Consider the following 12543-nt stretch of genomic DNA (forward strand, 5'->3'; position numbering starts at 1 on the left):
CCTAGGGGTCGACCCGGTCGAGCGCCGCGCCGTCCCACGTGGTCTGCGTGCACGCCACGCCGCGCCCGTTCTTGGGGCGCAGCACGTCGTAGATGTGCATGCGCGGGATCTTGTCGGACACGCCCCAGCCGCTGGGCCAGGTGATCACCCAGTCCATGTCGAGGTCGACGAGCAGGCCGAGCATGCGTGCGATCGTCGGGTCGTCGAGCCGCTCGAACGCCTCGTCCAGCAGCACCAGCCGCAACGGCGAGAACTCGCCGCTCACCGCGTCGTAGAACGACGCCGCCGCGGCGAACAGCGTCACGTACGAGATGAGCCGCGTCTCGCCGGACGACAGCTGCCGCAGCCTGCGTTCCCGCGGGTTGCCGTCCGGGCCGGTGTCGGCGACCGTGACGGTGAACTGGTGCCACGTCCGGTAGTCCAGGGCGCGGGACAGGATCTCGGCGTAGTTGCCGGTGTGCGCGTCGCGTTCGGCCTCGATGCGTTCGGTGAACACGCGGCGCAGCGTGGCGTCCTGCTCGGGATCGCGTTCCGCGTAGGGGAGGCGGACCAGCGCCAACGCGTCGCGCGTCTCCTCCTCCAGCGCCGACGACGGCTTCCACGCCAGCTTCACGTGCACGCCCTGGCTGGAGCGGGCCTTGCCGAGCACCTCGTTCATCCGCTTGCACAGGTCCTCGGCGACGGCGATCTGCCCGCGCAGCCACTCGGCCAGGTCGCGGATCAGGTAGTCGGCGAAGATGTTCTGGTACTGCTCGTCGAGGAAACCGCGCTGTTCGGCCAGTTTCGCGGTCACCTGCCGGGCGGCGACGGCGACCGGGCGGGCGCCCTCCTCGCCGGTGACGGTGACGGTGAGCAGGCCGACGTGCTGCTCGGCGGCGATGTCGTGGCTGCCGGCCAGCGACGTCTGGAGCGCCTGGAGCTTGGTGATCACCGTGGCCTCGCCCGCGCCGCGCCGGTCGGACGCCGCCAGGGCCGTGCGGACCGACGTGACGTCGTCCGGGGTGTCGGGCAGTGCGGCGACGAGGATGCCGGGCGCCTGCACGGTGGCCTTGAAGTGCTCGGTCGCGCGGGTCAGGGCGTCGCGGGCGGTGGCGAGCTGTTCGGCCGACGTCTCCAGTTGGGCGTTCAGCTTCGCGGCCTGCTCGCGTGCCGACGTGACTTGTTCGCGCACGCTCTTGAGCTCGTCGCGCATCTCGCGCCGTGAACGCTCCAAAGTGGACAGTTGGTCCGCGATTTCCCTTGCCTCGCCGCCGATCGCGTCGGTCAGCTCGGCCAACGTGGACGCCTGCGACGCGTAGTCGACGCACCGCGCCTCCGCGTCCGCCTCCGCCGCGGCCCGATCGTCGACGGCCGCGTGGTACCGGTGCGCCGCGTCGGTCAGGTCGGCCACCGTGCCGCGGCACTGGCGGCGCAGGACGTCGCCCAACCGGTCGGCCGTGCGCTGCGCCTCGGCCGCCGCCTGCTGGGCCTGGTGCAGGCCGTCGGTGGTGGCGGGCAGGCCCGCGTCGCCGGCCTGGCGCACGACTTCGGCGGCGGCGGCTTCGCCACGCGCCTGGGCGGTGGCGAGCTCGTCGCGCAGCTCCTCCGCGCGGCGGGCGGCGCGGTCGGCGGATTCCTGGGCGGCCTGGAGGCGGCCGTGGCGGGCGACCAGCTCGCGGTCGGCCGGGAAGCGGTCGAGGTGGGCCTCCCACTGCTCGACCAGGCCGTGCGCGGCGGCCAGGTCGGCTTCCGCCACGCCGAGATCGGCGCGCAGGGTGGCCAGCTCGTCCTCGAGTTCCGCGATCCGGCGCTGGCGGGCGGCTTCGCGGGCGCCCGCGCCGATGAACTCCGCCGCGTCCTTGTGCCACGCGCCGGTCAGCACGCCCGCCTGCCAGCGGCCGTCCGGGGACACCGCGAACGCGGCGCCGGCCGGGGCCAGGGTCCGCAGGGACACCGAGGCGAGCAGCTCCGCCACCACCGCGGCCGGGACCGGTGAGGCCGGCTCGACGGCCGGGATCAGCACCGTGGCCAGGGACGGGCCGTCGACCGGGGTGCCGGGGACGGCCAGCACGTCCGGTGCGGGTGCGGCCGGGGTGGCGGTGGGGTCTGCGGCAGGTGCGGTGGGTGCGGGGTCGGTCGGGGCGGCGGTCGCGTCGGGTTCGGCTGCGGGCTGGGGTGCGAGGTGGGCGGTGGCTGGGGGGTGGGTCGGGTTGGTGAGGTGGGCCGAGGCGGTGGGGTGGGCCGGGTCGGGGACGTCGGCTGGGTCGGGGAGGTCGGCTGGGGTGGTGGGGGCGGCTGGGTCGGGGCGGTCGGGGCGGTCGGGGGTGGTTTCGGCGGGTCCGCTGGTTTTCAACCGAGTGGTGGTAACAGTGTTTCCGTACATGTTCGGGGCAGGTTCACCCGTTTGTGTTACCCAGGCGTCCAGGAGGCCGGACGCTTCCAGGGCTGCTTCCAGGCCCGCTCGGGAGCGGTCGTCGATGGTGGGGTGGAAGTCGACCAGGCGGTAGAAGGGGGCGCCGGTGGTCTGGTCCCGGTCGGACGCGGTGAAGCGGCCTCGGGTCGGGGTTTGGGCCGTTCCGGAACGCAGGCGCGACAGTTCGGCGTCCCGGCCGTTGATCGACGTGACCAGGTCGGCCCGGCGTCCGGCGGACCGATGCGCGTCGTCCCTGGCGGCGGTGACCAGGGGACCCACCCACTCGCGGGCGGTGGTGGTCAGGGTGCGGGCGGTGGCCGGGTCGACGGAGGTCGGCAGTGGGAGGGGTGAGTCCGGGTGGCAGGTGGCCAGGGGGCCGGAGGTGCGCCACGACTCGACGTCGGCCAACCACCCCTGGGCGACCTCGGCCAGTTCCTGCGCCTCCTGGTTGCGCAACGCCGCCGCCTCGGTCGCCGCGTGCTGCGCGTCCCGCGCCGTCTGCCGCAGCGCCTCCACCTTCCGCTGCGCCGCATCCAGCTCGGCCGCCCGCGCCGCCAGCGCCAACGCCAACGCACCGCGCTGCCGCGCCGCCGAAGCGATCTCCGACGTCCGCGCCGCCACCTCCGCCAACGTCCCCTCGTCGACGGACGCCGAAGGCGGCACGCGGCGTTCGATCGGCAGCGGCTCGGCTTCCGGGTCCGGCTTGGCCCGCACCGACTCCGTGCGCACGACCGCGTCCGAACTCGACACCCGCGGCACGTCCGGCACGGTGTCCGCGGGGAGACCGGCCACGCGCAGGTGGTGGCGCAGCGGCTCGACCAGCTCCTGAGCCGAACCCAGGTCCTCGGCCAACCGCCGCAGCAGCCGCAGCACGCCGTCGACCGCGCCGTCCTCCTGCACCCGCTGCTTGTTCGCCATGTCCAGCGCCGCCACCGCCGACGAACGCTTCTCCGCCACCAGCTTCTCGCGCGTCTGCAAGTCCTGGAGGTCGCGGAACGCCGGCAGCTCCTTCAGCGCGCCGATGGTCTCCTCGGCCTGCTGCTCACCGGCCTCCAACGACGCCACCGAGTGCTCCGCCGCCGCACGCGCCGCCAGCGCCTCCTCCAACGACGCCGCCAGCCGGGCCGACGCGCGCTCCAGCTTCCGCACCCCGTCCTCGGCGCCGCCCAACCGCTCCGCCGCCGCGCGCAGCCCGCCGAACGCGTAGTCCGAGTAGGTCTTCAAGAACGTGCCCAGCGCCGCGTCCGCCGACGACAGCCGCGTGATGTTCTCCCGGATCGACTCCAGGTCGTCGAACGACGTCGCCAGCTGCTCGACCATCGCCTGGTCCAGCGGCGGCAGCGCGTCGGACAGGATCTGCTCCAGCTGCCCTTCCAGCACCTTCAACCCGACGTCCGGGTTGCGCAGCGTCCGCTGCAGGTGCAGCAGGTCGCCGTACCGGGGCGCGGGCACGCCGTACACGGTCTCGGCCACGCGCGCCCGGAACGCCGCCTCCTCCAGCACGCAGTCCGCGCCGATCAGGTCGCGCAACTGCGCGGGTCCCAGCGGCGTGCGGTCCGCGCCGACCAACGTCAGCCCGTGTCCCACCCGCGACGAGGTGATGAACCGCCACGAGTCGGTGATCGCCTGCGAGGTCTTGGACGCCTTCACGCCCAGCCCGCAGGTCAGGTACTCCCCGGCACCGCGCGTCAGCTCGACCCACGCGTACCCGATCCGGTTCGGCCCGCCGTCGTAATCATCGAGCATGAGCCGCCGCAGCGACACCGTGTCGAAGCCCTTGGAGCCGACCTGCCGCAGGTCGCCGTCCAGGCACAGCGGCAGCAGCAGCTCCAGCGTGCGCGACTTGCCGGACCCGTTGGTGCCCTGGAAGATCGCGCGCCCACCCGAGAAGTCGAACGTCTGCTCGGTGTACTGCCAGATGTTGACGATGCCGCCCCTGTGCAGCCGCCACCTGTTCACGCGGTCTCCTCATCGAACAACGACCAGCTGGGCACGTCCGGCACGACCACCGGCTCCACTTCACGTTCGGGGTCGCCGTCGGGCGAGGGCAGCCACCGGTGCGCGGCGGCGTTGAGCAGCCACCCGTCCTCCGAGGCGACCGCCAACCCCATGCGGCGCAACAGCTCCAGCACCTCGTCGACCAGGCGGTCCAGGTCTTCGGTGAACTGCTTGGACCACGTGGTCGGGTAGTCCTCCACCAGCCGCGAGCACACCGACCGCAGCTCGCCCCGGTCCACGGCGTGCCGCCCGTCGGAGCGCGGTTCGCCCTCCAGCAGCTCCGGCAGCGCCAGCAACGCGATCCGCGCCACCGTGGACGTGCCGGGGAAGTACAGGTCGGTCAGGTAGTCCTCGGGATCGGCCGCGAGCACGCCCTCGACCCGGCACTCGGTGCGCAGGCCGAAGCACGTCTCCAGCACCGCGGACTCCTTGCGCTGGTTGCGCCGCAACCACTCCGCCTGCTCCGGCGGCAGGTCCGCGTACAGCACCACGGGGTTCTCCACCAGCTTGCGCCGCACCGCGTGCTCGACGCCGCGCGGACCGGGCCGGGCCGCCAGCTCCACCAGCCGTGACGGCGACGACGCCTCCGCGACCGGCCCGGTCAGCAGCTGCCCGAGCAGGTCGGTGTCGATGGTGATCAACGCCTCGGCCTGCACGTCCACCGTGCCCTCGGTCTCGTGCAGCACGCCGAGCGACACCAGGTGCCGCAACGCCGCCGTCAGCGCCCGCCGGTCCGCCACGTCGTCCACCACGGTCAGCCCGGCCTCCACCGCCGCCGCACGGATGTCCGCCACCAGCCGCGACAGCAGCGCCTGCCGCCCGATCCCGGTCAGCACCGCCATGGTCAGCGCCACGTACGCGTACCCGCGCGGCGACATGCCGAGCACGCCGCGCGAGTCGTCGGCGCCCGGACCCGCCTTGTAGAGCCGCGCGAACCGCCGTTCCACCACGAGCCGGTAGCCCAGCTGCCGGGCGAACAGGTCCTGCAACGCCGCCCGGTGCCGGTAGACCAGCGTCAACAGCTCGCCGTCCGGCCCGTCGGCGCGCAGCAGCGGTCGCCGCAGCAGGGTGCGGGCGCAGCGCACGACGTTCGCCGCGTCGATCTCGGAGAGGTCGTCGAACATCAGTCGAGCACCAACGTCGAGTCGTGCAGCGTCAACGTGCCCGCCGCCGAACGGATCCGCGTGGAACGCCCGGCGGCGTGCGAGACGGTCACGCGCAGCCCGCGCACCGGGTCGGTCGCCGAACCCGAGTCGGCCGCGGTGTCGCGCTGCGCCATCGCCAGGGTCAGCAGCTCGCACAGCACCTCGAGCGCCTCACCGGACAACGTCGTGGACGACAGCCGGGGAGCCGCCGCCGCCAGCTCGGCCACGGACGCCGCCCGCCGCTCGTCGGCCTCCCGCGCCTCGGCCAGCAGCGACTGCTCGGTCATCGGGTCGTCCAGGATCCGCGACGTCCGCCCGCGCGCGCCTCGATCGCCGCGGCTGCGCACGCTCACCTGCACGTCGACCACCGGCCCGTCGCGCCACGGCGTGCGCTCGTTGTCCCGGTCGTGCTCGGGCGCCGGCGACACGTGCCGCGCCGCGTACAGCCCGAACGCCGCCGCGTACAGCTCGTGCGCCTGCTCACGCGTGCCCGAGTCGAACCACCCGGCCAGCTTCAGCAGCTCGGCCCGCCGGCTCGGCAGCAGCCCGCCGCCGGACGTCGCCCGCTTCACGCTCGCCAGCAGCGACCCGATCGCGCGCGCCGTGGCCTCCCGCAACGCCGTCACCTGGCTCGGCCGCCCCGGCCGGTCGACGAACCAGTCGGTCAGGTCCTGCCAGTCCTCCGCGGACCGCCCGCGGGCCCGTTCGACCTGGTCGCCGAGGTCGGCGCGGCCCAGCAGGCGCAGCAGCTCGGACCGCGCGGAGGTGACCCGGGCCAGGGCGTCCGCGATGGCCGGCGTGTGCCGCAGCACGTCCTCCACGACCATCTGGATGTACTCGACCAGCAGGTTGCGGAACCCGGAGATCTCCTCCGGCGCGAGGTGGTGCCGCGTCACGACCTGACCCAGGTAGGCGTAGAAGTCGCGCACGGTCGCGGCCAGCTCGGCGTGCTGGAGGAACAGCGTGGTGACCTGCTCGGCCAGCACCTCGCGCGAGCGGGGCGCGCCGCTGATCAACGCCTCCGACATCGACTGCCCGAGCCGGTCCAGGCCGCGTTCCACGGCCGGCAGCAGCTCCCGCGACACCTCCCGCGCGCCCTCGGGCACGCGCAGCAGCTCGTCCACGTCGCGCTGCACCCGGACCGCGAGCTTGCTGACCTGGTAGCGGACGCTGCCGTGCTGGAACTCGGCGATGCTGGAGGCCACCACCTCGCGCCTGCCCTGCACCAGGTTGCCCCACTCGACCAGCTGCCGGAGCCGGTTGATCACGTTCTCGATGCGCGACTCGCCCGCCTCGACCCGGCCCTCCCGCTCGGCGCCCGCCAACGCGCCCGCGACCTCGCCCGCCGACAGGTCGGCCAGCAGCGTGGACGTGAACAACCGCATGATCGCCAGGTACGTGCGCTGGTGATCACGGGCGTCCAGGTACGCGTAGAGCTTGAGGCGGCCGGCTGGTTCCACGGTGCGCCACCCTAATGCGGCGGTCCGACACGTGCGGGCTACCGTGCCCGTGTGAGTCTGGGGCGCGCGGTGGGGTTGGTGCTGGGCGTGGCCGCTGACGCGGTGTTCGGCGACCCCGAGAGGTATCACCCGGTAGCGGGATTCGGTCGGGCGGCGGCGGCGCTGGAGCGCAAGCTGTACCGCGACCACCGGGCGGGCGGGGTGGCGCACACGGCGGTGCTCGTCGGCGGCACGGTCCTCGCCGGCCTCGCGGTCGAGCGGCTCGGCAGGCGCAGCCAGGTCTTCGAGGCCCTGAGCACGGCCGCCGCCACCTGGATCGTGCTCGGCGGGTCGTCGTTGGCCGACGAGGGCACCGCGATGGGCCGCGAGCTGGACGGCGGCGACCTCGAAGCGGCGCGCAATCGTTTGCCCAACCTGTGCGGGCGCGAGCCGCGCAAGCTCGACACGATGGGCCTGGCGAAGGCGACCGTCGAGTCCGTGGCGGAGAACACGTCCGACGCCGTGGTGGCCCCGCTGTTCTGGGGCGCGGTCGCGGGCGTGCCCGGCCTGCTCGGCTACCGCGCGGCGAACACGCTCGACGCCATGGTCGGCCACCGCAACGAGCGCTACCGCCGGTTCGGCTGGGCCGCCGCACGGCTGGACGACGTGGCGAACCTGCTGCCCTCGCGGCTGGCCGCGCTGCTCACGGCGGCGGGCGCGCCGGTCGTCGGCGGGTCCGCGGGCGAGGCGTGGCGGACCTGGCGGCGGGACGCGGCGGCGCACCCGAGCCCCAACGCGGGGCAGGTCGAGGCGGCGTTCGCGGGCGCGTTGGAGGTCCGGCTCGGCGGGCGCACGGTGTACGCGCACGGCGCGGAGGACCGGCCGGTGCTCGGGCACGGCCGCAACCCCGACGCGGGTCACGTGACGCGGGCGGTGGAGCTGTCGCGGGTGGTCGGCGCGTCGGCGGCGGCCGTGACCGCGCTCATCGCGCTGGCGCGGCCTCGTCTTCGGCGAGCTGTTCGGCGACGGACTTGCGCCTGACCTTCGCCTTGCCCGGCTCCTCGCCCAGCGCGCCGCCGGGCCGGATCTCGCGGACGGTGAAGTACAGCCAGCCGCCCAGCGCCATCGCACCGAACGCGATCCACTGCAACGCGTAGGAGAAGAACGGTCCCGCGTCGAGCTTCGGCAGCGGCAGGGACTCCTCGACACCGGGCTGGCCCTCGGTGAGCTGGAAGTAGCCCGGCCGCAGCTCGAGCCCCGCGGCCCGGCCGACCACGGCGGAGTTCACCGAGTACACCTGCCGGTGCGCGTCCTCCTGGAACGCCTCCCGGGTGTCCGACTCGTCCCGGCGGACCAGCGCCACCAGCGTCACCTCACCGGTCGGCACGGGCTTGAGGTCGGGCACCTTGATGCCGTTGACCGGCCGCACGTAACCCCGGTCGACCAGCACCGTCGGCCCGTCGGCCAGCCGGAACGGCGTCAGCACCTCGAACGCCGCCTCACCCTGCACGGTCCGCAGCCGGGCCACCGCCTGCCCCTCGGGCAGGTAGCGGCCGGTCAGCGTCACGCGCCGCCACTCCACCTCGGCGGCGGGCCGGTCGAGCAGCGTGGCGACCGGCACCGGGTCGGTGCGCAGGGACGACGTGACCGCGTTGTTCTGGGCGTCGCGCTCGGTGTCGCGGTCGAACTGCCACGGTGCCAGCAGCGTGAAGCACGCGCCCGCGAACACCCAGACCGCCAGCGTCAACGCCAGCCATCCGGGCTGCAACAGGAACCTCAACCGCACGTGACCACGGTAAGCCCTAGGCCGTTGTGACCTGCACCCGGTCGAAGCGGACGGTGGAGCCAGGGCCCGTCGGCGCCGCGACCATCACCCCGACCAGCACCTCGACCTCGGGCGGGAAGTACGCGAGCCGCAGCAGGGTCGTCGGCTCGGCGTCGCCGACGCCGTAGCGGACGGTCACCGCGTCGCCCTCGCGCACCGCCGCGATCGTCACCCGGTCGACGCGCCCGGCCGGCACCACCGACCAGTCGGAGAAGTCCCTGGTCACGACCGTGCTCACCTGGAACTCGTCGTCCACGAGCTCCACGCCCGCCTTGATCCAGTTGCGGTCGTCGAGCCACAGCGCGACGCCGGCCTGGTCGTACTGGGCGGCGTAGTCCGCGGTGAACGAGGCGGTGACGGTGAAGTCGCCGGTCAGCGGCGCGCCGAGGACGTGGCCGCTGTCGCGGTCGTAACCGTAGTGGGTGGTTCGCCAGAAGTCGGTCTCCGGGTCGCTGGTGACGGTGAGCCCGTCCCGGTCGCTCCACGTGCGCGGTTCGTTGAGCCAGCGCCAGTCGTCGCGGTCGAACGCCTTGATCCCCATCCGGTCATCCTGGCAGCGATCGCGCGGCCGACAAGGCCTGTTGGGCGTAGCCGCGGCCGAACAGCACGGCGTGCACGAGCACCGGGAACAGCTGGTGCAGCGGCACCCGTTCGCGCCACCCGTCGGCCAGCGGCGCGGCCTCGTCGTAGGCGGCGAGCACGCGGTCCAGGTGGGGGCAGCCGAACAGGGCGAGCATGGCCAGGTCGCTCTCCCGGTGGCCGCCGTGGGCGGCCGGGTCGATCAGCCAGGCGCGGCCGTCGGCGGCCCAGTGCACGTTGCCGTTCCACAGGTCGCCGTGCAGGCGGGCGGGCGGTTCGTCCGGAGCCTCGACCCGCACGCCCTCGATGGTCCGGGCCTCGGCGGCGGTCAACGCGCCCGCGTCCACCGCGAGCCGGGCGTAGCGGGCGATCCGGTGCTCGGCGAACCACTCGGCCCAGTCGTCGGACGGGACGTTGCGCATCGGCGCGAGGCCGATCGACGCCTCGGTCGGCCCGCCGGGCGGCGGCGCCCCGAACGCCGGGGCTCCGGTCGCGTGCAGCGCGGCGAGACGGCGGCCGAACTCCTCGGCGGCCGCGGGCGACGGCAGGCCGCGTTCCACCTGGTCCATCACCAGCCACTGCCCGCCGTGGCCGCGCACCCGCGGCACCGGCGGGCCCTCGGGCTCGGCCAGCCACTCCAGTGAAGCGGCCTCCGCCAGCAGGGCGTCCGGCTCGTCGTGCCGCTTCACGACCACCAGGTCGCCGTCGGCGAGGTCGACCTCCCACACGGTCCCGCCGAGCCGCCGGACCCCGGTGGCCGGCACCCCGGTCAGCTCCGCCGCCGCCTCCGCCGGTGTCACAGGCGTTCGCGCACCCACGTCAGCAGGCCCGGGACCGCGGCCTCCACCATCTCCACCACGCGGTCGAAGCCCGCCTTGTCGCCGTAGTACGGGTCGGGCACGTCCACGCCGTCCGCGTCGGGGTCGAACGAGCGCAGCAGCCGGACCCGCTCCGGGTCGCCGACCAGCCGCCGCAGCGCCCGCGCGTGCCCGCTGTCCAACGCCACCAGCAGGTCCGCGTCGAGGTGGTTGTCGTCGACCTGGGCGGCGCTGTGCTCGGTCGGGTAGCCGTTGTCGGCCAACGACTTCGCCGCCCGGGGGTCGGCCGGGTCGCCGACGTGCCACCCGCCGGTGCCCGCGCTGGTCACCTCCACAAGATCACCCAGGCCGGCCCGGCGCAGGTGCTCGCGGAATATGATCGCGGCCACGGGGGAACGGCAGATGTTGCCGGTGCAGATGAACGAGACGGTCAGCGTCACGGCAGGGGAGTCTGCCAGGTGGAGCGCTCCGCGACCGCTCGCTTTGGGGGTCTTGGGCATGTCCGGGGTCGTGGTCGGTGTCGTCGTGGTGCTCGTGGTCCTGGCGACCGCCGGGGCGGTGGTGGCGGTGCGCCGCCGGTCGTGGCCGGAGACGCCCGCGTTCGCCCGACCACGGCCCGTGACCTCGCCCGGCGGACCGGCGCCCGACCCGAACGCCGGATTCTTCACCCACCGCCGATTCGGGTTCCGGAAAAGGCATTTCTTCGTCGGCACGGGATGTCCTCCGGTGCTGGTCGCCGATTTTTCGTCACTCGACGTGTTGCGTCGGGAACAGCCCGTGCGCATTGCCCGGTACGGCATTCGGGTGTGGTGGTGGTTCGAGGAGGATTTCTACCGGGAAGCGGTCGGCCTGGGTGCCGACGACGTGCGAGCATGGGTGCGTGAGCGGGAACGGAGGCGGCTGGCCCGGCAGGACCGGGCCCGGCTGCTGTCAGCGGTGGAAGAGAGTCTGCGAAAGCGTGATAACGAGTAACGGGTCGACCCGCGATTCCGACGCCAAAGGCGTGGGGAATGTGTCGGGAAGGAAAGTCGATGACTCGCACATGCGTGCTGCGGCGGGTTCGTCCGTCCTATTCGGAACGGGCGTCGCACTCGAGGACCGCGTCGTCCGGCCGGTGGCCGCGGCCGACGCCGCGAGAGGCAGGCTCCCGGTGGTGAGCGAGCCGGTGCGGTGCCCCGGCGGCCGGCCCGAGGTGCCCTCGCTCGTCCACCTGGTGCTCAGCCTCGCCGTGCTCTGCTTCGCGGTCGCCATCTCGGTGCTCTGAGCGCGGCGTTCGGCGGCGGTCGAGCGGCGGTCTCAGCGGGCTCTCAGGCGCCGCGAGCGACGATCACCGTGTGTCCACAGTGCAGTCGAACGAAGCGCAGTCGACCATGCCGACCATGCCGGCGCTCGCCCGGGCGCTGCCGAGGGTCGAGGACGAGATCCGGGCCTTGGCGACGTCGTCGTCCCTGCCGATCGTCAACACCTTCTCCGGCCGGATCACCGCGGCCGGCGGCAAGCGGTTGCGCTCGGTGCTGGTCCTGGCCGGGTCGCTGGCCGTGTCCGGTCGCATCACCGACAAGGCGGTCACCGCCGCCGCCTGCGTCGAGCTGCTGCACGCCGGCTCGCTGGTGCACGACGACCTGATGGACAACGCCGAGGAACGGCGCGGCGTGCGCACGGTCAACGCGGACTGGGGCACGGGCCCCGCCGTGCTGGTCGGCGACTTCATGCTGGCCCGCGCCAGCCAGGCCGCGCTCGACCGGATCTCGCCGTTCGCCGCGAGCAGGCTCGCCCAGGCCGTGACGGACCTGGTCGAGGGCCAGGTGCTGGAGGTCGTCGACCTCTACGACGCGCACCGCAGCCCGGAGAACGCCCTGCGGTCCATCGAGCTGAAGACGGGCGCGTTGTTCGAGGTCGGCTGCGTGCTGGCCGCGCACTGCGCCGACGCCGACGAGGCGACCACCGACGCGATGGCCCGCTTCGGCGCGCTGTTCGGGCTGATGTTCCAGGTCCTCGACGACCTGCTGGACCTGGCGTCCACCTCGCAGCGGCTCGGCAAGCCGGTCGGCAACGACCTCCGCCAGGGCGTCTACACGTTCCCGCTGCTGCGCGCGTTGACCGAGGACCAGCGCGCCCTGCTCGCGCGCCGCGGCCGTGAGCTGACCGACGCGGAGCTGACCGGGCTGCTGGCGCAGCTGCGGCAGACGAGCCTGGTCGCCGACACCCTCGCGCACTGCACGTCGCTGGCCGGGCAGGCGGTGCGCGCGCTGCCGGACCTGCCCGAGTCCGAGGCCCTCGGCATCCTGCGCGAGCTGCCGGGCGCCTACCTGGACTGGGCCGCCTCCCAGATCGGGTGACGGCGCTG

Annotated in this window: 10 protein-coding genes; 3 read left to right on the forward strand and 7 right to left on the reverse strand. The window is 73.9% G+C overall.

Annotated features, from left to right (window positions below):
- Nucleotide 1: 1 nt before the first annotated feature.
- Genes ACZ7GX_RS09080 through ACZ7GX_RS09090 form a run of 3 tightly spaced genes read right to left on the reverse strand, consistent with a single transcriptional unit; the run spans nt 2 to nt 6995 of the window.
- A complete protein-coding gene (locus ACZ7GX_RS09080) occupies nt 2-4351 on the reverse strand; it encodes an SbcC/MukB-like Walker B domain-containing protein (protein ID WP_498774513.1) in 4350 nt (1449 codons plus the stop codon).
- Entirely contained in the window at nt 4348-5514 is a 1167-nt protein-coding gene (locus tag ACZ7GX_RS09085; protein WP_498774515.1) for a TIGR02678 family protein, read from the reverse strand. The genes ACZ7GX_RS09080 and ACZ7GX_RS09085 overlap by 4 nt, the downstream gene beginning before the upstream one ends.
- Complete coding sequence (locus ACZ7GX_RS09090; protein ID WP_498774517.1) at nt 5514-6995, reverse strand: DUF2397 domain-containing protein; 1482 nt, start codon at nt 6993-6995, stop codon at nt 5514-5516. The genes ACZ7GX_RS09085 and ACZ7GX_RS09090 overlap by 1 nt, the downstream gene beginning before the upstream one ends.
- A 51-nt stretch (nt 6996-7046) precedes the next feature.
- Between ACZ7GX_RS09090 and ACZ7GX_RS09095 the strand changes: the two genes are divergently transcribed.
- Nucleotides 7047-8015, forward strand: coding sequence for a cobalamin biosynthesis protein (locus ACZ7GX_RS09095; protein WP_498774519.1), 969 nt, complete (start codon nt 7047-7049; stop codon nt 8013-8015).
- Here ACZ7GX_RS09095 and ACZ7GX_RS09100 read toward each other — a convergent pair.
- From ACZ7GX_RS09100 to ACZ7GX_RS09115, 4 genes are read right to left on the reverse strand one after another with little or no spacing between them, the layout of a single operon-like run.
- Complete coding sequence (locus ACZ7GX_RS09100) at nt 7957-8760, reverse strand: SURF1 family cytochrome oxidase biogenesis protein (RefSeq protein ID WP_498774521.1); 804 nt, start codon at nt 8758-8760, stop codon at nt 7957-7959. The two genes, ACZ7GX_RS09095 and ACZ7GX_RS09100, sit on opposite strands and share 59 nt — an antisense overlap.
- Nucleotides 8761-8776: 16 nt before the next feature.
- Nucleotides 8777-9340 carry a DUF1349 domain-containing protein gene (locus ACZ7GX_RS09105; protein WP_498774523.1) on the reverse strand — a complete coding sequence of 188 codons (564 nt, stop codon included), beginning with the start codon at nt 9338-9340 and terminating at the stop codon, nt 8777-8779.
- Between the two features lie 4 nt (nt 9341-9344).
- On the reverse strand, nt 9345-10178 hold the full coding sequence (locus ACZ7GX_RS09110; protein ID WP_498774525.1) for a fructosamine kinase family protein: 834 nt from the start codon (nt 10176-10178) through the stop codon (nt 9345-9347).
- Nucleotides 10175-10630 carry a low molecular weight protein-tyrosine-phosphatase gene (locus ACZ7GX_RS09115; protein WP_498774652.1) on the reverse strand — a complete coding sequence of 152 codons (456 nt, stop codon included), beginning with the start codon at nt 10628-10630 and terminating at the stop codon, nt 10175-10177. The genes ACZ7GX_RS09110 and ACZ7GX_RS09115 overlap by 4 nt, the downstream gene beginning before the upstream one ends.
- 64 nt (nt 10631-10694) lie before the next feature.
- On the opposite strand from ACZ7GX_RS09115, the gene ACZ7GX_RS09120 reads away from it, so the two are divergent.
- Both ACZ7GX_RS09120 and ACZ7GX_RS09125 read left to right on the forward strand, forming a co-directional pair.
- Nucleotides 10695-11168, forward strand: coding sequence for a hypothetical protein (locus ACZ7GX_RS09120; RefSeq protein ID WP_498774527.1), 474 nt, complete (start codon nt 10695-10697; stop codon nt 11166-11168).
- A 362-nt stretch (nt 11169-11530) separates the two neighbouring features.
- Nucleotides 11531-12535, forward strand: coding sequence for a polyprenyl synthetase family protein (locus ACZ7GX_RS09125; RefSeq protein WP_498774529.1), 1005 nt, complete (start codon nt 11531-11533; stop codon nt 12533-12535).
- The last annotated feature ends 8 nt before the right edge of the window (nt 12536-12543 follow it).

This window comes from Actinosynnema sp. NPDC037264 (assembly GCF_055603705.1).

Coding starts and splice junctions, on each gene's coding strand:
- ACZ7GX_RS09085 (WP_498774515.1), bottom strand. CDS start 5,514: ATGTTCGACGACCTCTCCGAGATCGACGCGGCGAACGTCGTGCGCTGC.
- ACZ7GX_RS09105 (WP_498774523.1), bottom strand. CDS start 9,340: ATGGGGATCAAGGCGTTCGACCGCGACGACTGGCGCTGGCTCAACGAA.
- ACZ7GX_RS09120 (WP_498774527.1), top strand. CDS start 10,695: ATGTCCGGGGTCGTGGTCGGTGTCGTCGTGGTGCTCGTGGTCCTGGCG.